The sequence below is a fragment of the Bombiscardovia coagulans genome, assembly GCF_002259585.1.
Lineage (GTDB): Bacteria > Actinomycetota > Actinomycetes > Actinomycetales > Bifidobacteriaceae > Bombiscardovia > Bombiscardovia coagulans.
This window is the reverse complement of sequence record NZ_MWWS01000004.1, coordinates 581,257-601,737: the sequence shown is the minus strand read 5'-3', so window position 1 is coordinate 601,737 and position 20,481 is coordinate 581,257. Positions and strand designations below refer to the sequence as shown.

Genomic DNA, 20,481 nt, shown 5'->3' with positions numbered 1-20,481 from the left:
TATAAGTTGTATTGAAATCAATTATCGATATGGACGGCAACGATAGCGGTCTCAGGTGGCAGACTCAGTATGGTAACCGCATCTTGGACAGGCAGTGCAAATGTTGTGTAATGCTGCGGGGTTTTGTCTAGTAGTGCGCTTGAAATTCCAGAAGTACCTTGATCTTTGTTCGGTAAAGCCATGATAAGTGCCGAGGATGAAATGATGCAACCAGATGGTTTGTGTTCTGCGTTATGGGCTGTTTGGTCGGGGGTGCTCTGTGCACACCCTGCTGAGGCAACTAGTTTGACGAATTGCCCTGGCAACAGAGCTTCGGGAGCTGAGGCAAGATTGATGCGTACGCTAGTGCTGTTTTGTGGTAGGCGGGGCATATAGCTGAGTGAAGCTTTAGTGATAGGCTGTCCTGCTTCTAGATCAATGGTCGCTACGAGTCCTATCGCATCTTGCGGATGGCTGAGTACGGTTGCAAAAACAGGTGATACTGGTAACTGCACTTCTTTGAGCATGTCAGCCTTGATATGTGTTCCTCTTGGTATATCACGACGGGTAAGAAGGACTTGAGTTTGAGCTCGCGGTTCTAAGAAAGCTTGTAATGCGCAAAAGATAGCTAGGCCAGCGCATAGGGCTACGAGTATTCGCTTCAGTATAGCCCTGCGTTGGCGCCCGGCCAGCCTATTGGTAAGTCCTAAATGTTGTGAGAAAGTATGCAAGTCAGTCATGCTTATGAGTGTGCTCTTTTCGGCGACCGAACCTGCATGGGGATTGCTAATGTGGTTAAGTGTGGGAGCAATCCCTCTCTGCTGTCATTATTCTTTGCTGGAAGAGTTTGAAGAACTAGCTCCGTCTGTCCGGTAAAAACCATGTCCTTTGAATTCTATAGGGACAGCGGAATACACTTTATGTACTTGTTCTTCCTTGCATTGGGGGCATACCGTTATGGGGTCGTCGCTAAAAGATTGCTCTTTGGTGAAGTCGTACCCGCAGTTCTTGCAGCGATAATGGTAGGTAGGCACCGTTCGTTCCCTCCGAGAGTGTGAAATCAATTTCTGTACAACCTCTTATATTAACCCCGATTCGCCCCAGATGATGACTTTTACGCTGTAAAACACTGTCACTGAATTTCATTGGTAGTCCTAAGCTCTAAAATAGAGTCATGCCAGTTTTCCATGCTTTGCTAGACGCCCTAGGTCGTTCGCCAAGATTGGATCCTGTAAATCATCCTCTTAACATGCCTGATCGTATGTTGTCCCCCCATAAATATGGGGATTTTGTTTTACGTCCAGTACTTACGGATGATGAAGAGGATTGGACTGAGGTTCGTTGTTGTAATAGCAGTTGGTTAGAACCTTGGGAGGCGGGGGATCCTGAAGGGTCTCCTGGCTTAACTTTTCATCAGTGGGTATCCAGCCTGCGTAAGGCTGAGGACGCAGGATCTGGTGCCGTCTTTTTGATGGAGTTTCAGAAGCAGATAGTGGGGCAAATATCGTTGGGTGCTATCTGCTATGGTGCAATGCGTACAGCAACAGTAGGTTACTGGGTGGATCAAGGCCACATTGGGAATGGTTTTGCGCCCTTAGCGGTGGCCATGCTCGCTGATTGGGCCTTTTTCTCTCCTTCTGGACCGCATTTGCACCGTATTGAGATAGATATTTTACCGGAAAATAAACGATCCCTTACTGTAGTTCGCAAGCTTGGTATGCATAATGAAGGACTTCGAAAGCGGTATATGTTTATCCGGGGTCAATGGCGTGATCATTTGGCATTTAGCCTGTTATCAGATGAGTGTGAAGGTGGAGTGGTTAACCGTTTATCGATGTGTACACGCGACACGCCTGTGAACACTTGAGATTGGGCCATACCGTCCTCTATCGTAGAGAGTATGGTTTATGAGTCGTTGTCTAGTGTGCTTCTGGTACTGATTGCAGCGATTCTAGTGCTCGGCTGGTTGCCAGGGAAAACGTCTAGAGGTATGAAGCGTGCATCCCAGCACCAGCAGGATCGTATGTCTACCTCGCTCCACCTGGTTGACGAAAACAAGACGATACGGTTTGGTGATGTTGAGCCGCATAGGGTGAAAGGGTTGGTTATGCAGCCACATGAGGATGGCAGCAGGACGCAGCAGGAAGAGAAACGCATTAAGCAAATACGCATGATGCGTCGGGCCGCTGTCCGTAGACGTCGTTTTCTGGTAGCCACCCTCTGCATTGTGACTATCTGTTTAGTGGCCCTATCGTACGTGTTTGCATTCAGTGCTTGGTATTGTTTGATTCCTCTGACATTGGTTGCGTTCGTCCTCATGAGCGGAGCCCGAGCTTCTGCGAAGGCAAGAGAGTGGGAGAGGCATATAGCTGAACGCCAGCGTAAGCGGCAACGTCCCCTTATCGTACCACCTCAGTCTGCAACTGTTCGTTTGTCTCATAATAATGGGAAGGAACAGACGACGACCGCTTTGAGTCAAGAAGACATTAGGGCGGCTGTGATGCTTGCACAGCAGCTGCAACACACAGCAAGGCCATCTGTTGAACCGGTAGCTCATGTCGACGTGACTAAATCCCCATATGCACCGGTACAGCATGAGCAGCCCGTGCAGGAAAAATCTTCTCAAGAACTAGTTATGCAGACCGCTAAGACCGATACTGTAGCAGCTGTAAACAGTCAGACTTTACTCTCATTTTCTATGGGGCAGCCAAGGCATGGTCAGCCTGTAAAACCGGAAGAGATATTAAGTCGGGAGATTAAGTCAGCCAAGCAAGTTGCTCGTGCTGTACCCCGAGTTACGTCTGAAGAGAAGGCTCAGGTAGAATCCAAGCCTGCTCTTACTTCGAAAGGCAGCGCTAGTAAACCTGCCGATTTTCACAAAAAAGAAGTGCAGGCAGAAGTCGATGCTCCAGAAGCAAGCGATGATTCCTTAGGAAAAGTAGGTGTTGAAGCCATTTTGGCTCGGAGAACTCAGAAGAATTCTCAAACCGCCTAATATCCGGCAGAATGCTACAGAGATGCTGTGCGTTCACTTACAGCGTTAGCACTCAAGTTGGCAGAGTGCTAATTTCGCGCTACCATTAAGACTAGCGCAAAGGAATACTTAGGTGGGTGTTCGTCAGCCTCTCATCGGCATTCTCGCGCGGGCAATTATTGAGCGTACTCATAGAAAGAGGAGGTCCACAGTGTCGATCTCACTCACACCGTTGGAAGATAAGGTTGTTATTAAGCAGGCTCCTGCTGAGACCAAGACAGCTTCAGGTCTGGTCATCCCAGATACTGCCAAGGAGAAGCCACAGCAAGGCGAAGTTCTAGCTGTAGGCCCAGGCCGTAGGGATGACAAGGGCGAATTGATTCCTGTTGAAATCAAGGTTGGAGATAAGGTGCTTTACTCAAAGTATGGTGGCACCGAGGTTACCTATGAGGGTGAAGACTATTTGATTGTCTCTGCCCGCGATGTATTGGCTATCTTGAAGTAGTTGCTTTACCGTTAGTCGATGGAAGGCCCGCTAGGCACTTGTGGTGTTTGGCGGGCCTTACTGTATCTTCGTATGTAAACACTGGTGTTTGACGACAGTACCTTGCACTTGCGGTAATGAGTACATGAAACACTATATGTGCTTATCGCCTTTCTCCATGGAACTAGATATAGTGATTCATGCATGCCTGAGATTTTCTTTCCCAGCTTTATTATGGCTAACATTGCCAGTAGGAGGTTTGTAATGGAGGAAGTAGCAGCGGAGCAAACGTTGCAGGTGGCGAGCACCCCTGAGTACCCGGCCGTAGGTGAACGAATAGGCGCTGTTGTTTACTTTTCCTCACAGTCCGAAAATACAGCTAGGTTCATTGCTAACTGCCAGTTAGAGGATGAGGGCATAGATGTGTTTCGTATTCCAGTGAAGCCGCATGAACCCCCGCTTAATGTGCGTGAACCCTACATTCTTGTGGTTCCGACGTATGGGGGAGGATCAGCTCACAAGGCAGTCTTGCCACAGATTAAGCGCTTCTTGAATGACCCAGCAAATCGTGCAGGAATTCGCGGAGTTATTGCCTCCGGCAATACGAATTTTGGGGATGCTTTTTGCATGGCAGGTGATATTATTTCTCAAAAGTGTAAGGTTCCTTTTCTCTATTATTTTGAACTTATGGGAACAGCAGAAGACGTTCAGAAGGTGAAGCAGGGTGTACTGGATTTTTTCCATAATCACCCAGAGTAGAAAAGCTGTACCCTCCCGTAATATCTTCGGTAGATGATTGCGTTGCGGGGTCAGCATCATTAATGGTTTTTGAGTGAAGGTAACAAACCCCAGGGGTAACCCGCGAAAGGATGCCAGATGGCAGTACAAGAAGACACTTCTTTGGCTTTAGACAGGACACAGACAGATGGCGAGACCTATGATCCTGCGCATGACTACCATGCCTTGAATGCCATGCTTAACCTCTATGACACGGATGGCAAGATACAGTTCAATAAAGACGAAGAAGCAGAGCATCAGTACATGCATGCTCATGTGGAACCTCATACGAAGCAGTTCGACTCTACAGCTGCTCGAATCAAGTTTTTGGTGGACAACTTGTACTATGACCAGCAGGTCTTTGAAAAATATAACCCAGAGTTTTTGGATCGAATCTATGAGCATGCAGACAATCTAGGGTTTGAATTTGAGACCTTCTTGGGGGCTTTTAAGTTTTATACCTCGTATGCGCTGAAGAGCTTTGACGGCAAGGAATATCTGGAGAACTTCCCCCAGCGCAGTGTTGCTGTTGCTCTAGAGCTGGCAGACGGCGACGAGAATGCGGCTATGAAGTATACCGACGAAATTATCTCAGGCCGTTTCCAACCAGCCACTCCAACCTTCCTCAACTTAGGTAAAGCCCAGCGAGGCGAGCCGGTTTCTTGCTTCTTGGTGCGTATTGAAGACAACATGGAATCTATCTCGCGTGGCGTTAATGCGGCTCTCCAGCTGTCCAAGCGTGGCGGTGGTGTAGCGCTATTGCTCTCTAACTTGCGTGAATTAGGCGCTCCCATTAAGCATATTGAAAATCAGTCTTCCGGTGTTGTGCCTGTGATGAAGCTTTTGGAGGACTCGTTCTCCTATGCTAATCAGCTGGGTGCGCGTCAAGGAGCAGGTGCTGTTTACCTATCTGCTCATCATCCGGATATCATGCGTTTCTTGGATACCAAGCGAGAGAATGCAGATGAGAAAATCCGTATCAAGTCTCTTGCTTTGGGTGTGGTGGTTCCTGATATCACCTTTGAACTTGCCAAGCGTAAGGAACCGATGGCGCTCTTCTCTCCCTATGATGTAGAGCGAGTCTACGGTAAACCTTTTGCTGATATTTCTATCACCGAGCACTACGAAGAGATGGTCAAGGATAATCGCATCCACAAGAAGTATATTGATGCGCGCGACTTCTTTATGACCTTAGCCGAGATTCAGTTTGAATCAGGATATCCTTATATTCTCTTTGAAGATACTGTCAACAAAGCTAATCCGATTGATGGCCGTATCACTATGAGTAATCTGTGTTCTGAGATCTTGCAGGTGCAGGAACCTTCTAGTTACGATGAAAACCTCAACTATGAGCATGTAGGTCGAGATATTTCTTGCAACCTGGGTTCTTTGAACATTGCCAAAGCTGTTGATGGTGGCCTAGCCGATACCGTAGAGACAGCTATTCGTGCTCTTACTTCAGTTTCTGACCACACAAACATTGAAGCTGTTCCTTCAATCAAGCGTGGTAATGATGAAGGACATGCCATTGGTTTAGGTCAGATGAACCTACATGGCTTTTTGGCTAGAGAAGGCATCCTTTACGGGTCTGATGAAGGTTTGGACTTCACTGATATGTACTTCATGACGGTGGCCTTCCATGCTTATAAGGCTTCTCATCAGATTGCTGTGGAACGTGGTCATGCTTTTAAGACCTTCCCGAAGTCTGACTACGCCAAGCAGCCTGGACAAGGCAACTACTTCGATAAGTACACTGATGGACGTCGTTCCTTGGAGCCAAAGACTGAAAAGGTGCAAAACATCTTTGCTAAATACCATATAGCCATTCCTAGTGTGGATGACTGGAAAGAGCTTCAAGCTCAAATTATCAATGATGGTATTTACAATCAGAACCTCCAGGCCATTCCGCCAACTGGTTCTATCTCATACATCAACCATTCTACGTCTTCTATCCTGCCGGTTCCATCCAAGATTGAGATTCGTAAGGAAGGTAAGATTGGCCGTGTGTACTATCCTGCACCTTTCATGACGAATGACAATCTCGACTACTATGAAGATGCATACGAAATCGGGTGGAAGAAGATCATAGATACGTATGCTGAGGCTACACAGCATGTGGACCAGGGATTGTCGTTGACCCTCTTCTTCCCTGACACCACAACGACTCGCGAAGTTAATAAGGCTCAGATCTATGCCTGGCGTAAGGGTATTAAAACTCTCTACTATATTCGAATTCGCCAGCAAGCTTTGGAAGGTACAGAGGTTAAGGATTGCGTTTCCTGCATGCTGTGAGCCCGCAGACTCTCAAATGAAAGACAGTGCTGCCCATCGTTCCGGTGGGCAGCTAAGTTACGAACCAATGAATTAGCAACATAAGGAGAACCATCTCATGGTCCCAATTTCTATACCACGTCAGCCTCTTAAACTCATTGATCGCGTTACAGCTATTAACTGGAATCGCTTGGAAGATGAGAAAGATTTAGAAGTCTGGGACAGGCTCACTGGTAATTTTTGGCTGCCTGAAAAGGTTCCAGTTTCTAATGATATTCCATCTTGGCAATCGTTGAGCGAAGAGGAACATACGCTAACTATGCGCGTCTTCACAGGCCTCACTTTACTTGATACTATCCAGGGTACAGTAGGTGCCGTTTCTCTGATTCCTGACGCGTTAACTCCTCATGAGGAAGCTGTATACACCAATATCTCCTTTATGGAGTCTGTTCATGCCAAATCCTATTCGTCCATCTTCTCTACTCTTTCAAATACTCCAGAAATAGATGCTGCTTTTGACTGGTCAGAGAAGAATGAGTTTTTGCAAAAGAAAGCTCAGATTGTGCTGGACTACTACGAAGGTGACAATCCTCTCAAACGCAAGGTGGCATCAACTTTGCTTGAGTCCTTCCTTTTCTATTCAGGCTTCTATTTGCCGATGTACTTCTCGAGCCATGCAAAGCTGACCAACACGGCAGATCTTATTCGTCTTATTATTCGAGATGAGGCTGTGCACGGCTACTACATTGGCTACAAATACCAAAAGGGCCTAGCTAAGGTTTCTGAGGCAGAGCGTCAAGATATGAATGATTATACGTATGAGCTGCTCAATGACCTCTACGACAATGAAGTAGAGTACACAGAATCCCTATACTCGGGTGTTGGACTTGTGGAAGATGTTGAAAAATTCCTGCGCTACAACGCTAATAAGGCGCTGATGAATTTGGGCTATCCTGCTCTCTTCCCGGCAGATACTACTGATGTTAATCCAGCTATAATTGCCTCGCTTTCGCCGAACGCTGACGAAAACCATGATTTCTTCTCAGGGTCTGGCTCATCGTATGTGATGGGTAAGGCTGTTGAGACAGATGATGATGATTGGGATTTTTAACCCTATTAGCAGGGTCTGAGATTCGACACGCGACACGATTAACGGTTCGACTTGCGCAATAACGAAAAAAGTGGCATTATAGCCAAGTTGCCATATTCAGTTTAGATTGATTACGGCATGGCGGATTTCCCAAGTGGTCAAAGGGAGCTGACTGTAAATCAGCCGCGTAATGCTTCAGAGGTTCGAATCCTCTATCCGCCACGCCTCGGTAGCTCAGTGGCAGAGCACTTCCTTGGTAAGGAAGAGGTCGTGAGTCCGATTCTCACCCGAGGCTCTCTGGCGGGGTAGCTCAGCTGGCTAGAGCGTACGACTCATAATCGTAAGGTCAAGAGTTCGAGTCTCTTCCTCGCTACGATCGCAAGCATAAGTTTGCGAAGAAAGACTATAGAGGTGAACCATGGCAAAAGCCGCAGATATTCGCCCTGGCATTACGCTGGCGTGCACCGTATGCAAGGAGCGCAACTACATTACGACCAAGAATCGTCGTAACACTCCTGACCGCCTCGAGCTGAAGAAGTTCTGCTCTCGCTGCGGCAAGCACACCCTGCATCGTGAGACTCGCTGAGTACACCATTACGAATGCTTAAAGACCTGGCTGTGTGCCAGGTCTTTTTTATTTCCCGATGACTCCTACAGGACCATGGTAGAAGATACGATAATCTCTATGTTGCAACCCAGGCAAGACACAGTGCAAGCGCCTTCTTTTGCGGATTTGACCACCATGGGCGTTGGCGGTCAAATCGAGTCTTTTCTTTGCCCTACAGACCGGGTTGGTTTGATCGAGGCAGTCGAGGGGGCCGATGCTCAAGGCCAGCCCTTATGTGTTATCGGAGGCGGTTCCAATATCCTCGCTGCCGACGAAGCATTTTCTGGACTCGTGGTTCGTGACGCGAGGCGTGAGATTAACGTCCTCGATGAAGCGGCGCCGGTTGAAGGTCAAGACCGTAGTGTGCATGTTGCAGCTACCGCTGGTACTCATTGGGATGACCTAGTCAACTACTGTGTACGCATGGGACTATCTGGAATAGAGGGGCTGTCTGGAATTCCTGGAACTGTCGGCGCATCTGTCGTGCAAAATATTGGAGCATACGGGCAGGAAGTCGGTCAGTCAGTAGATACAGTTGAAGTATGGGACCGACAGCTCAAAGTTGTTCAAGAACTCAATGCTCGTCAGATGTCCTTTGGTTACCGGACATCAGCATTGAAGGCAACTATGTATAGGGCGCCTGGTGTTCCTGGTGTGGAGTTCTTTCCGACTCCTCGATATATCGTGCTCTCAGTTACTCTGGTGCTGCGGCATAGTCACACCAGTCGAGTAGATTCTGATCAACTTGCTCAAGCCTTACAAGTTGAGACCGGTAATCTGATGCCAATTGAGCAAATACGCGATGCTGTGCTAGCAATTAGGGCACGCAAGGGAATGCTGGAAGACCCTGGACGCTATCAGCTGTCCTGGATGAAAGGTACTCGTGAGACTTCTAACATACAAGCTGCGACTGAAGCTCTGCACATGTCTGTGATTCAGCAATCAGGCGGAACGACTGAATGTGACATACGTACCAACCGGCATTCGTGTGGTTCTTTCTTTATGAACCCTGTTCTTGACCAAAAGAAAGCTGCTCAGCTTCCACCACAAGCACCTCAATACCAGGTACTGTATCAGGGGAGGCCTAGTGGGACAGTTAAGACTTCAGCAGCTTGGCTGATTGACCATGCAGGTTTTCACAAGGGATTCCATTTGGAAAATTCTATGGCTGCTCTCTCCAGTGTACATACTCTTGCTTTGACTAATCGTGGTGGAGCCACTGCTCAGCATGTATACGACTTAGCGCGAACAATTCAAGATGGCGTTGAGAAGACTTTTGGTATACGTATCATTCCTGAACCGGTCGTCATAGCTCAAAGATGAAAGTGGCTTTTTAAGTAGAAAAAGCGTGGTTCTAGGATTACAGTTTTCCAGTGTTGATAACTAGCCACATGGAATCGGGGGTTTCTCTATGCGCGTGTTTCGAACAAAATCGGTGGAGCAGACGCTCGCCGAAACGAGCGAAGAAGGACACAGTTTACAGCGCAGTTTGAATACTTGGGATTTGGCGGTAATGGGAGTTGCTGTAGCAGTAGGTGCAGGAATCTTTTCGATCGGCGCCCAAGCAGCCGCCTTTTATGCAGGGCCAGCAGTCATTATCAGTTTTATTATTGCAGGTGTCGTCTGTGGTGCTGCGGTTATGTGCTATGCGGAGTTCGCTTCGATGCTTCCCGTGTCTGGTTCCGCCTACACCTTTACTTACACTACAATCGGCGAAATTGCGGCCTGGGTTATCGGTTGGGATTTAATCCTGGAGATGTTAATGGCCAGTTCGGTTATTGCAAAATACTGGGGTGTCTATCTGAATGATTTTGTGCATCTTATGGGTGGCAAAAACTTCAGTACGGTAATGAATTTTGGTTCGGTATCTATCGATATTGCGCCCTTGGTTATTGTTGCTGTTTTTACTGTTCTGCTGGCCCTCGGAACCAAGATTTCTGCTCGATTCGACGGAGTGCTGACAGTGCTTAAAATTGGCATTGTTTTGTTTGTTATTGTGGTCGGATTCTTCTATATCAAGGTCGAGAACTATCATCCCTTCATTCCACCTTCTCAGCCGGCTTCAGAAGTCAGTGGTGCTGCGGTTTCTTCTGCAATGGCTCAACCTCTCTGGCAATGGGCAACAGGTATGAGCCCAAGTGTCTATGGTGTCCCCGGTATCTTATCTGGTGCAGCCCTGGTCTTTTTTGCTTTTTTGGGTTTCGATGTTGTCGCCACAACCTGTGAGGAGGCTAAGGATCCTCGTAAAACTGTGCCGAGAGGCATCTTCTTTGGCATGGCTATAGTAGTAGTTCTTTATGTCTTGGTGGCTATCGTAACTACTGGTATGGTTTCTTATAAAGATTTAGCTAAGATACCAAGTCCTTCGTTAGCAACTGGGTTCGAATTAGCGGGTGCTACCTGGGCTGCTACCGTGATTTCTTTTGGCATTGTCATAGGCCTTACCACTGTAGTTATGGTCTTGTTGCTGGGCTTAACTCGTGTTATTTTTGCGCTCAGCCGAGATGGTCTCTTGCCGCGCAGTCTATCGAAAACTGGAAAGCATGGTACCCCTGTGCGCATTCAGGTCATAACGGGAATTGTGGTTGCTCTGGTAGCTGCATGTTGTAATATTGATGTGCTTTCAGACATGGTTAACATTGGTACTCTGTCCGCTTTTACGTTGGTTGCTATTGCTATCCCGATTATGCGCAAGAAAAGACCTGACTTGGATCGGTCTTTTAAGATCCCTGGTAACCCATGGATTCCTATACTTATTGCTTTGGCGTGCTTCTGGTTGATGCTCAACCTAACAGTGCTGACTTGGGTCCGTTTCCTTGTCTGGCTTGGTATAGGCTTCTGCGTGTATTTTGGGTATTCTTACCGTCATTCAAGGTTGGGGGAGGAACTCTCGGCTGACACTGTTTCTGCCTAGGGTCTTGCCTGTAATGTTCCTTCGAGTAGCATCACAAGTGTTTGAGGTAGTGGTAAGGGCACTTTGATTGCTTGGGTCCAGCGCAACATTAACCTATTCACTGTTGTTTTTGTTTGTGTTCTCAAGTGAGTCTAATGGAAAATCTGCCCTTCAATAGTGGTGCAATGTAGCCGACATTCTTAGTGTCGCATATGTTGCTGCTGTTAGTAAAAGTGCTACACTGTATATAAAAATGACTGATAGTCATATTTTGAAAAGTGCTGAACGTTGCAAGGAGGCCTGGTGTGGGGAAGCGGGAAGATAAGATTCATCAGACGCGATCAAGGCTTTTGTCTATTGCTGACAGGATGATTGCTGAACACGGTTATGAAGAGGTTTCAGTTGATCAAATTGTAGCGGCCTGTGGTATTGCTAAAGGCACTTTTTACAACTATTACGAGAGTAAAGCTGCGTTGATTACGGCACTCAGTCAGCAGCATTTTCGTCAGGTTACTGACATCACAGACACATACGCGAGTAAGGCACCTGTTGAAGCTATGGGTCAGTATCTGACTGAGTACATGCAAGTCATCAAGGATGCGGGTATAGGTCTGGCTAGGCAGTGGGTCAGATATATTTCATCCGCAGCTGGCAATACAGGTAAGTGGGACCAAGATGTGTCCAATATAACCAGCCTTTTAGAAAAGCTCATTGCCTCCGGCTCTTTGAAAAAGGCAACACCAGTACAAGAGCTTGCGGAACTATCGATGACCCAACTGTATGGCGCTGTGCTGACCTGGACGATTTTAGGGGAAAACTTCCAGCCTGTGAAAAACATACAACACGTCTGTCGTGACTTTCTCCCTAGTGTGCTTGAACCATATGTGGTTGCGCCCCCATACGTAAAGGCCTTCAAGTCTCATAGTTGTTCGTAATGCAATTGAACTACGTAGAAAGGAGCTAGGATGAATTTGCTAATATTGGCGGCCAATGGGCAAATTGCACGTCTCGTTGAAGATGGGATCCTGCAAGATGATTCCCTGCGAAGTGTTCACTTAACCTTGGGGCTGCGAGAGCCTCAACGGTTATCTACCCTGTCTGACAACCCAAGAGTAACCCTGATAGATGTGGATATAGAGGATGCTACTTCGGTTCAACAGGCCATGGTTGGGCAAGATATGGTATTTGTTGCAGTGGTTGACCACGACCAAGACAATGCCATGACTACCAATGTTATTAAGGCCATGCGGTCCAATCAGGTGAACAGGGTAGTGTTTACCAATATTTTGGGCCTCTATGATGAAGTTCCAGGAGAGTTCGGTGCCTGGAACAAGAAACAAGTTGCTTGGGGACTACCAGCTGCTATCAATTCTGACCGTCTGCTCAATGAGTCAGGACTTGACTATACTACTTTGCGCCTGCCTTGGCTCAATGACAGAGATGAAGTGAAATACCAGGTTACCACCCGGTATGAGCCCTACTTGGGGGTGTCAGTCTCTCGTAAGAGTGTGGCTGATTTGGTAATTCGTATGGTAAAAGATCCTGACTTATACAGCAAGGACAGTATAGGTTTGGCTGATCCCCAAACGCAAGGTGAGACAAGACCGGTTTACTGAAACCTAGTCTTGTGAATGGAAACTATTTATTCAGACAAGGGTGTCTTCGGTAGGGGTCACAACAGCTAAAACTCTTATTGTGTGAGGAATCATAGCAGTACCGAAAAGGAATAATGATAAAAGCTGTAGTACTTGTAAAACCAGGTTCTCGGTTTACAGTGAGTCCCCTCTTGGCAGTAGGCTGATGGTACTTATGAGGGAGGCCTAATCGTGACGTATGTAATTGCACAGCCCTGTGTTGATGTCAAGGACAAGGCATGCGTAGATGAGTGCCCAGTTGATTGCATTTATGAGGGTCCTCGAAACTTGTATATCAACCCCAATGAGTGTGTAGACTGTGGAGCTTGTGAGCCGGTTTGCCCTGTAGAAGCTATCTTCTATGAAGATGACTTACCCGACGATTGGGCTTGGTATAAGGATGCTTCAGTTGAATTCTTCGATGAAGTGGGGGATGCTGGTGGGGCTCAAGCGCAAGGCCCATACGATCATGACCATCCTCGGGTCCTAGCTCTCCCCAAACAACGTTAGTGTAGGGCGGGAATCATAGTCCTAGCTTGACCGAGTCTTTTCCGTAACGACCGCGGATAGAGTCCAAAATCCGTTCAGCGTGTGCTAGCTGTGAGCGTTGAGCATGTTCTGTCTCGGGCTGCTCCTCTTGGAGAATGTCATCAAGAGATGGCTGAATAAGAGTATCTTGCACCTTGCTTAATCCTGAAGTGCTGATTCCCGCTAGTCGAATGAGTCGAGGTAATTCCCCTCTGTTGATCTGCGTTTCGTCTAAGTCAAGCATTGAATGTAATAATCTGAGAGCTTCAGGATAGATGTCAGCAGCAGAGTTCACTGGTTTTTGTAACGTGTGAGACTTGGTGGCGTAGTGTAGGTCTTCAAAACGGAGTTTTACTGTTATGGTTCGGGCTAATAACTGACGTTTGCGCAGGGAAGTGGCTACCTCGTCGCTGCATTGACGTAGAAGGCCGGAAACGTTGGATAAGGATGTAGTGTCATGAAGGAAAGTGCGTTCCGCTCCTATTGATTTTTCTTGGCTATGCGTTTGTAGTGGAAGTTCATCTAGGCCGTGGGAAGCTAGGAATAGTCCGTGTGCGCTGATGTGTGATCCTGTAGCCTGAAACAGTTCTTCTTCTGAACACCGGCTAAGTGTGGCAACATCATCAATACCCCAAGCTTTGAGCCGTTTTTCTAAGGACTGACCAATGCCGGGTATACTGCGTAAGGGCATAAGTTGAACAAACTGAGCCTGCTGAGTTTTGGGTATGAGCAGCATTCCGTCTGGTTTAGCGTTGGTAGAAGCCATTTTAGCAATGAGTTTATTGGAAGCTATTCCCACAGAACAAGTTACGTGAAAGCCTGAAGCTACTTGTTCCCTTATCCACCGTGCGATGTTGCTAGGCCGCTTCCACTGTCGTAAAGTTCCGGAAACGTCCATGTAGCATTCATCTACAGATACTTGCTCAATTTGGTTAGTGATGCGAGCAAAGACAGTAGAGAATATGCGCGAGGAAATAGTGCGATAATAACGTATGTCAACAGGTAAAAAGATGCCTTGCGGGCACAGGCGCTGGGCTCGTGAAACTGGCATAGCTGAATTAATGCCAAATTGTCTAGCTTCATAGGAGGCAGCAGATACCACGGATCGTGGTCCTGTTCCGATGATGAGTGGTTGGCCTTTGAGTTCTGGGTGACGGGCGACCTCACAAGAAGCGTAGAAGGCGTCCATGTCAATATGGAGCACAGTACAGTCTGTCTCGTCGCTTCCCCAGTCGCGCTTGGCGGCCGCTAACCTTGGTGCTGTACTCATATTCCTATCCTAGCGTCTGTTTGAGGTATTCGCCCGGACATCGATGTTGTAGGAACAGGTCTACATAACGAGGAGACTATGTCTGGATGGCTGATCCGGCTCTCGGCGCGTCTGATCTTGCTGAGGTGATACACTAAATGATTGAACTCTCGAGCGGATTATCTGTTCGTACGAGAGTGGAGACGTGCCTGAGTGGCCGAAAGGGGCACCCTGCTAAGGTGTTGACTGTGCAAACGGTCCAGGAGTTCGAATCTCCTCGTCTCCGCAGGTAGAGAATGAGAACCCGAAAACCGTCGGAAGTAAGCGGTTTTCGGGTTCTCTTTTGCTGCCGAGCCGGTAGAAAAATTACTGTAAAAATTGGTGCTGTTCTCAGAATATGTATTGTAAAATACTGCTTATAACCGTCTGGCAGCGTCGCCAGTTTGGATGACCGGCAGTGATGCGCATGAAGTAAAGGAAATAATATGGACTACGCTTTCATAACTAAATTGGTTGCGGAATTCATGGGAACAGCTATGTTGATGATTTTCGGAAATGGTGCTGTAGCTAATGTAGAACTCAAAGGTACCAAAGGTTCCCATTCGGGTTGGTTAACTATTGCCATGGGATACGGCTTCGGAGTTATGTTCCCAGTGCTTATGTTCGGTGGTATTTCTGGAGCCCATATTAATCCAGCAATGACTATCGGACAGGCAATCAGCGGCATGTTTCCGTGGGCACAGGTGCTGCCGTATATTGTCGCGCAACTGTTAGGAGCTGCGGTCGGCCAGCTCGTCGTTTATGCAACGTACTATCCCTTCTATCAGCAAACTGAGTCGCAGGACGCAATCCTTGCTACTTTTTCAACAACAGATGCTGCTGGCTCCAAGGTTAATTACTTTATCAATGAATGTGTAGGTACCTTGCTGCTGGTTCTCGGAGCTCTGTGCTGTTTGGAAGGACCATGGGGAGTAAAGTCAAAGGGTGCCGCCGCAATTGTAGTTGGTTTCATTGTGTGGGGACTAGTAACATCCCTTGGTGGTCCTACCGGACCCGGTTTGAACCCAGCACGTGACTTTGTGCCTCGCTTACTTCACCAGCTTCTACCCATTGCTCACAAGGGCTCATCTCGTTGGGATGAGGCTTGGATTCCGGTGCTTGCGCCGATCTTGGGTGCAAGCATAGGCGTTTTCCTTTTCAAGTCACTGTTTGCAGTGTGAATTCGCAATATTGCGCAATGTGCATATGGGCTGACATCAGGGTAACGGTGTCGGCCCTTTTTATTGCCTGAAGGGTAGAACTTTAGGTGCTTTCTGACGGCCTGGGTGTGGAGAGAGTCAGCAGGGATCAAGTAAGATTGCTGATCCGATATTGCTGGCCTGGACCTGCCCATTGAAAAGGTTGGTGAGTGAACTAATAAAAGCCGGAACTTGCTCCGTTGATATGTTGACTTGTACACTCACACGATCGGTAAAAGTTTCACCGGACACCTGCCCGTGGACGCTTGCAATAAGACGTTGCAGTCGCTGGTATTGAGAGTAATCTACCTGTATAGCCAGGCACTGTGCTGGCACAATCTGAGCTAGGTCGGCAGCCTGTAACGCTAGGGAAGCGGCTGTAGAGTATGCACGAATAAGACCACCAGATCCCAGCAAAATACCGCCAAAATAGCGGGTTACAGTGACGATACAGTTCGTTATTTCGTTACGGCGTAAAACTTCTAATATGGACTTTCCGGCTGTGCCAGACGGTTCACCATCGTCACTCATGTGCTCATTCAGATTGCCGGTACCTTGATTGCTGCTGCTAGAGTCCGGTGACTTCCAGATGGCGCAATGGCACACATGTCTGGCTTTAGGATCTGCCAGTCTGCGGGTTTCTAAAAATGCTAAGGCCTGGGACTGATCGTTAATTCGGCAGGCTGCTCCTATGAACACTGACTTACGTTCCTCAAACTGTCCGATTGCTGGCTGGTCAGGTGCATTGAGAAGCGTATGCATCCTGTCTCCAATCAGTAGTTCTGGAAATCGTCAGTCCTAACTGTAATTCCCAGTCACGAGATTGCTGTAAGAGGCAAGGAGATCGGTTTTCTGGAAGGGAGGTAGTGGGCTCTTCAATACCAATCTCCTAACTGTTTGGACTATGCCTCGTTGCGTAGATGCCATAGCTCGTGAACGCCATCAGCAGTATTATCGGGTTGCAATGTCATCTACCTAGCTGAAATCGGGTGTGCTGCATATGCTTACAGTATGAGCGATGTGGAAGAAGACCAGTCACAAGAGAATCAGCCGGGAGAAGTTCTGACGGTTTCATACGAGCGTTTACGACATTCAACGAATGCTGAAGTTTTGAGTCAATTAGCTCGGCGTGATCTCCCAGACAGGGCAGATAATGCTGCTTTTTCGCGTGCGACGGCCTTGTTGGAAGCTATTGCTGGTAACGAACATACTCCTGTAGAAGATCGGGTGTACTTGGCAGAATCCATGCCCTTCCCCAACATTTTGGTCAAACTTTCAAAGGATCCTGATCCTGTTGTCCGCCGTGCAGTAGCGGCTAACACCAATGATAAAAATTGGCTGGCTGGTTTGTTAACTAAAGATCCAGATCAGGGTGTGCGGGCGGCAGCGCTCACTAACCCTATGACTTCCTGGAAAATGCGTTTAGAGGGGGCTGAAAATGCAGATACCGATGCGCAAACCCTCGATCATTTAGGTAAGCTTGGAGTTGAAATAGAGCCAAAAGCTCCTGTAGTGCTGGCTGCTATGGTTCGGCGTGCGGTAGCACTCAACCCCTCTACAAGCCCGGAAACCATCGAGAGGTTGAAGTCTGACCAAGAAAGACACGTGGCAACTGCGGCTGCATCCCGTTGAGTATGTGACATGCCTGTGCTTCTGAGCTTGAAGCTTGTCTAAGGGCGCGCTACAATTGTGTAATGTTGTGTTTCCCTCAGGGGTCCTCAAAGCGCTTTTCCCACTCGCCGTTTAGGACTTGCAGGGAGCCCACGGATAATGCGGTCGTTTGCACGTTGCCTTAACAGCGCTGCGGACAGCCCGAAACACAATGCAAGGAAAAGGTTGAAACTGTGAAAACGTTCACCCCTAAGCCAGCCGATCTAACTCACGACTGGTACATCGTCGACGCATCTGATATGGTGCTTGGTCGTTTAGCTGCACAGGTTGCAAACCTGTTACGCGGTAAGAACAAGCCAACATTCGCACCTCACGCCGACTCTGGTAACCACGTTATCGTCATTAATGCCTCCAAGGTTGCTCTAACTGGCAACAAGGATGGCAAGGTGCTCTACACTCACTCAGGTCGTCCCGGCGGTCTGCGTCGTGACTCCTACGGCGAGCTCATGCAGAACAACCCAGAGCGGATTATTTCCACTGCTGTCAAGGGTATGCTGCCTAAGAACAAGCTGTCACGCGCCCAGATGTCCCGTCTGCATGTATACGCAGGCGAAGACCACAAGCACGAAGCCCAGAAACCTGTAGAGTACACCATCACTCAGGTCTCACAACAGGCTAAGTAGAACCGAAGGGAGACAAGATTACTATGGCTGAAAATAACAACAGCTCCGCGGTTCTCGAAGCAGAGCAGAACGCGGCATCGTACACTTCTGAAACAAACGCTGGTGCCGGTACTGGCACTTCAACGATTGCTCCGGGATACGGCACTGGCCGTCGTAAGGAAGCAGTAGCTCGTGTCCGTCTGGTTCCTGGCACTGGCAAGTGGACCATTAATGGCCACAGCCTGGAGGAGTACTTCCCCTCCCGCCTGCACCAGCGCGAAGTTAACTCTCCTATCGTGCTCCTGAAGCTCGAAGGTAAGTTTGACGTTAAGGTTCTCGTCGACGGTGGTGGCGTGACCGGTCAGGCTGGAGCAGTCCGCTTGGGTGTGGCCCGCGCTCTCAATGCTATTGATCGCGATGCCAACCGTGCAGCCCTTAAAAAGGCTGGCTTCCTGACTCGTGATGCTCGTATCGTCGAGCGCAAGAAGGCAGGTCTGCATAAGGCCCGTCGCGCTCCTCAGTTCTCGAAGCGTTAAAAGCATCAGGCTATCAAGCTATATCACAGCCCTTGCTTGTTCACAGTGTGGACTCGCAAGGGCTGTTGTGTATGCAAATGCAGTTTGTAGGTTAGTGAAAACATCACCTGCTCTGCCTGTGGTAGAGGATCTGATGCGGACGGGAATGGGTCTTCTGACATTTCACAGTCAACAACAAGGCTCATTGGGCGCCTGTCAGGCGAGTGCATTAGCTACTTCGATTGCTGATTTCGCTAGCGTCATACTTTTTCAGCACAGTTCCGCGGTTTTCAGAAGGACCTCTTGCGAAAAATGTGCAAGAGGGTTCCATGCTCATTGCTGATTATGAAATGCTTTTGGGGGACAGCTTAAATGCAGTATGGTTGGACAGGGCTCTGCTGATTTAAATAGTGGAAAACCGGTAATGTAATGGTATTTATGGTTCGGTTGCGGATACGGCTGATAAGCATCATGAAATCGGGGACAAGTGCCGTCAGAACTATAATACCGGCTCGCAAGAGTTCACCCTGGCGGTACTGATGTATATGAAAACAAGTTGGGAATGCTGCACCTGTGTGCGAACCAGAATGAGGCAGCCGCGTACTGGTTGCATCGAGCGAATGCCCTGTTAAAGAACTAGACCGTAAGGTAGTGCTAACAGAAGCGCTATGTCCAGCTTGTTAGGTTTTTTGAACTAGCGGAGGGATGGAAGCAGACAGTTTATTCTCCAGCGTTGTCTGAGAAGAAGCTTGAATGACTGCATGTAGCTGTCATCAACAGCTAGCAGCTCGTGGATTGTAGCTTTAGGCAGCCACGGGATGTCTGTGCGCTTGCGGCGAGTAAAGGGCACCTACTAGGCAAAATCCTGCTATGAAGCATATCGTTGTGGTGGTTCTGTGGGCTGTGACAAGCACCTTCGTTTTTTTTTTGAAAGTGAATCCAGTACGAATATCTTCCCCATCAACTTCAGATATACACAAAAGCTCTTGCACGTCCAATCGTTCTGTCATCTGTCAAACACATAGTTGTGATGCTGTCCTTCCTAGTCTAGAAGTATGGCTTGGGCTCAAAAGTAGAGCTTGCTGAACTTGCATTTGTACCATGTGTTGCTTTATACTCTTACGCTTAAGGGGAAATCTGCATCACGATACTGGCGAGAGCGCAGTTGGTCCGTCTCAGTGCTTTGAGACCTCACTACAAGCATACAGATGTAAGGAATATCAAGTGATGGTAGCCAAGAGGAGAGGGATTGGTTGTTGTATCTGCGCTATTTGTTGTTCCCTATTGTTCTGCCTTTCTGCATGTGGTGTTGGGACGGAAGGTGCTGATGAATCTCGCGATTCGGGATCGCCATCTCATAGCAGCACTGAGCAAGTTTATCAAAGCACTGGTGGTAAGTTAGCGTCTTCGATATCAGATTTTGCGAGCAAGGTTATACGGGAAGATTCTCCCTCTGACTTTCAGCGAAACCTTCTCGAAAAAGTTGTTCGAGAAGGTTCAATGAGCGCTGGCGACTATGAAAATGCTTGGGGTCTGTTTAAGCGGTGTTTTACAGAAAAAGGGCATGGCAACATTGCCTTTACAAGAACCAGCACCGGCATCTATAACCAGGCCTATGAAATTCCTCCAGATGAAAAGTCCAATTCTGACAAGATCCAACGTGATTTCCAAACATGTGCCGATGAATACGAGTCATATGTTGCCTTGGTATACGAAATGCAGGTAGGTAATCCCAACCTGTACTCTAATCCGCATGAGGCAGCTCTAGACTGCTTGCATAAATCCAGTGCAGTCCCCAAAAACTATAGCCTTAAACAGTTAAACAAGGATATAGAGAAAGGGCCTGAGGCAAGTATCAATATCTTCAGCACCCCTGTTCAAGACTGTTTAGTGCCCAATGGCATTTCTTTATATGATGTCAGAAAACAGTAATGACCTTTGACGGGGAACATAGTGGACAGAAGGTTTG

21 protein-coding genes and 4 tRNA genes are annotated in these 20,481 nt (G+C 47.9%); 21 read left to right on the top strand and 4 right to left on the bottom strand.

The window, feature by feature from the left end; all coding sequences use genetic code 11:
- Positions 1-17 precede the first annotated feature (17 nt).
- Positions 18-719: an SAF domain-containing protein gene (locus BOCO_RS04415; RefSeq protein WP_094722840.1), complete on the bottom strand. Its 702-nt coding sequence runs from the start codon at positions 717-719 to the stop codon at positions 18-20.
- An 87-nt stretch (positions 720-806) separates the two neighbouring features.
- Positions 807-1,013, bottom strand: a complete 207-nt coding sequence (locus BOCO_RS04410) for an FmdB family zinc ribbon protein (RefSeq protein WP_094722839.1) — start codon at positions 1,011-1,013, stop codon at positions 807-809.
- A 140-nt stretch (positions 1,014-1,153) separates the two neighbouring features.
- Here BOCO_RS04410 and BOCO_RS04405 point away from each other — a divergent pair, with 140 nt between their 5' ends.
- The 15 genes from BOCO_RS04405 to fdxA all read left to right on the top strand — a co-directional run bounded on the left by BOCO_RS04405 (position 1,154) and on the right by fdxA (position 13,219).
- A complete protein-coding gene (locus BOCO_RS04405) occupies positions 1,154-1,846 on the top strand; it encodes a GNAT family N-acetyltransferase (RefSeq protein WP_420835393.1) in 693 nt (230 codons plus the stop codon).
- Between the two features lie 123 nt (positions 1,847-1,969).
- On the top strand, positions 1,970-2,974 hold the full coding sequence (locus tag BOCO_RS04400; RefSeq protein ID WP_158520412.1) for a hypothetical protein: 1,005 nt from the start codon (positions 1,970-1,972) through the stop codon (positions 2,972-2,974).
- A gap of 190 nt (positions 2,975-3,164) precedes the next feature.
- Complete coding sequence (gene groES / locus BOCO_RS04395; protein ID WP_094722967.1) at positions 3,165-3,458, top strand: co-chaperone GroES; 294 nt, start codon at positions 3,165-3,167, stop codon at positions 3,456-3,458.
- 243 nt (positions 3,459-3,701) lie between these two features.
- The gene (gene nrdI / locus BOCO_RS04390; protein ID WP_094722837.1) at positions 3,702-4,196 is read left to right on the top strand and encodes a class Ib ribonucleoside-diphosphate reductase assembly flavoprotein NrdI; all 495 of its coding nucleotides are present in this window, start codon (positions 3,702-3,704) and stop codon (positions 4,194-4,196) included.
- A 117-nt stretch (positions 4,197-4,313) separates the two neighbouring features.
- Positions 4,314-6,506: a class 1b ribonucleoside-diphosphate reductase subunit alpha gene (gene nrdE / locus BOCO_RS04385; protein ID WP_094722836.1), complete on the top strand. Its 2,193-nt coding sequence runs from the start codon at positions 4,314-4,316 to the stop codon at positions 6,504-6,506.
- 97 nt (positions 6,507-6,603) lie between these two features.
- On the top strand, positions 6,604-7,596 hold the full coding sequence (gene nrdF / locus BOCO_RS04380; RefSeq protein ID WP_094722835.1) for a class 1b ribonucleoside-diphosphate reductase subunit beta: 993 nt from the start codon (positions 6,604-6,606) through the stop codon (positions 7,594-7,596).
- 119 nt (positions 7,597-7,715) lie between these two features.
- A tRNA-Tyr gene (locus BOCO_RS04375) sits at positions 7,716-7,797 on the top strand.
- 1 nt (position 7,798) lies between these two features.
- Positions 7,799-7,870: transfer RNA gene (locus tag BOCO_RS04370), tRNA-Thr, on the top strand.
- Positions 7,871-7,874: 4 nt separating this feature from the next.
- Positions 7,875-7,948, top strand: a tRNA-Met gene (locus BOCO_RS04365).
- Positions 7,949-7,993: 45 nt separating this feature from the next.
- Positions 7,994-8,161 (top strand): 50S ribosomal protein L33, encoded by a 168-nt coding sequence (rpmG, locus tag BOCO_RS04360; RefSeq protein WP_094722834.1) that lies wholly within the window; start codon positions 7,994-7,996, stop codon positions 8,159-8,161.
- Positions 8,162-8,236: 75 nt separating this feature from the next.
- Positions 8,237-9,505, top strand: coding sequence for an FAD-binding protein (locus BOCO_RS04355; protein WP_244568730.1), 1,269 nt, complete (start codon positions 8,237-8,239; stop codon positions 9,503-9,505).
- Positions 9,506-9,593: 88 nt separating this feature from the next.
- The gene (locus BOCO_RS04350; RefSeq protein ID WP_094722833.1) at positions 9,594-11,096 is read left to right on the top strand and encodes an APC family permease; all 1,503 of its coding nucleotides are present in this window, start codon (positions 9,594-9,596) and stop codon (positions 11,094-11,096) included.
- Between the two features lie 284 nt (positions 11,097-11,380).
- Positions 11,381-12,010: a TetR/AcrR family transcriptional regulator gene (locus BOCO_RS04345; protein ID WP_094722832.1), complete on the top strand. Its 630-nt coding sequence runs from the start codon at positions 11,381-11,383 to the stop codon at positions 12,008-12,010.
- 30 nt (positions 12,011-12,040) lie between these two features.
- Positions 12,041-12,691 carry an NAD(P)H-binding protein gene (locus BOCO_RS04340; protein ID WP_094722831.1) on the top strand — a complete coding sequence of 217 codons (651 nt, stop codon included), beginning with the start codon at positions 12,041-12,043 and terminating at the stop codon, positions 12,689-12,691.
- A 210-nt stretch (positions 12,692-12,901) separates the two neighbouring features.
- Positions 12,902-13,219 carry a ferredoxin gene (fdxA, locus tag BOCO_RS04335; protein ID WP_094722830.1) on the top strand — a complete coding sequence of 106 codons (318 nt, stop codon included), beginning with the start codon at positions 12,902-12,904 and terminating at the stop codon, positions 13,217-13,219.
- Positions 13,220-13,232: 13 nt separating this feature from the next.
- On the opposite strand, the gene dinB is transcribed toward fdxA, so the two are convergent.
- Positions 13,233-14,507, bottom strand: a complete 1,275-nt coding sequence (gene dinB, locus BOCO_RS04330; RefSeq protein ID WP_094722829.1) for a DNA polymerase IV — start codon at positions 14,505-14,507, stop codon at positions 13,233-13,235.
- Positions 14,508-14,685: 178 nt separating this feature from the next.
- Between dinB and BOCO_RS04325 the strand changes: the two genes are divergently transcribed.
- Both BOCO_RS04325 and BOCO_RS04320 read left to right on the top strand, forming a co-directional pair.
- A tRNA-Ser gene (locus BOCO_RS04325) sits at positions 14,686-14,772 on the top strand.
- A gap of 199 nt (positions 14,773-14,971) precedes the next feature.
- Positions 14,972-15,706 (top strand): MIP/aquaporin family protein, encoded by a 735-nt coding sequence (locus BOCO_RS04320; RefSeq protein WP_094722828.1) that lies wholly within the window; start codon positions 14,972-14,974, stop codon positions 15,704-15,706.
- A 117-nt stretch (positions 15,707-15,823) separates the two neighbouring features.
- Here BOCO_RS04320 and BOCO_RS04315 read toward each other — a convergent pair whose 3' ends face one another.
- Positions 15,824-16,486, bottom strand: a complete 663-nt coding sequence (locus BOCO_RS04315) for an IMPACT family protein (protein ID WP_094722827.1) — start codon at positions 16,484-16,486, stop codon at positions 15,824-15,826.
- Between the two features lie 249 nt (positions 16,487-16,735).
- On the opposite strand from BOCO_RS04315, the gene BOCO_RS04310 reads away from it, so the two are divergent.
- The 4 genes from BOCO_RS04310 to BOCO_RS04295 all read left to right on the top strand — a co-directional run bounded on the left by BOCO_RS04310 (position 16,736) and on the right by BOCO_RS04295 (position 20,444).
- Complete coding sequence (locus tag BOCO_RS04310) at positions 16,736-17,356, top strand: AbrB family transcriptional regulator (RefSeq protein WP_094722826.1); 621 nt, start codon at positions 16,736-16,738, stop codon at positions 17,354-17,356.
- 212 nt (positions 17,357-17,568) lie between these two features.
- Positions 17,569-18,018, top strand: a complete 450-nt coding sequence (rplM, locus tag BOCO_RS04305; RefSeq protein ID WP_094722825.1) for a 50S ribosomal protein L13 — start codon at positions 17,569-17,571, stop codon at positions 18,016-18,018.
- A gap of 23 nt (positions 18,019-18,041) precedes the next feature.
- Positions 18,042-18,533, top strand: coding sequence for a 30S ribosomal protein S9 (rpsI, locus tag BOCO_RS04300; protein WP_094722824.1), 492 nt, complete (start codon positions 18,042-18,044; stop codon positions 18,531-18,533).
- A 1,206-nt stretch (positions 18,534-19,739) separates the two neighbouring features.
- Positions 19,740-20,444 (top strand): hypothetical protein, encoded by a 705-nt coding sequence (locus tag BOCO_RS04295; RefSeq protein ID WP_094722823.1) that lies wholly within the window; start codon positions 19,740-19,742, stop codon positions 20,442-20,444.
- Positions 20,445-20,481: the final 37 nt, after the last annotated feature.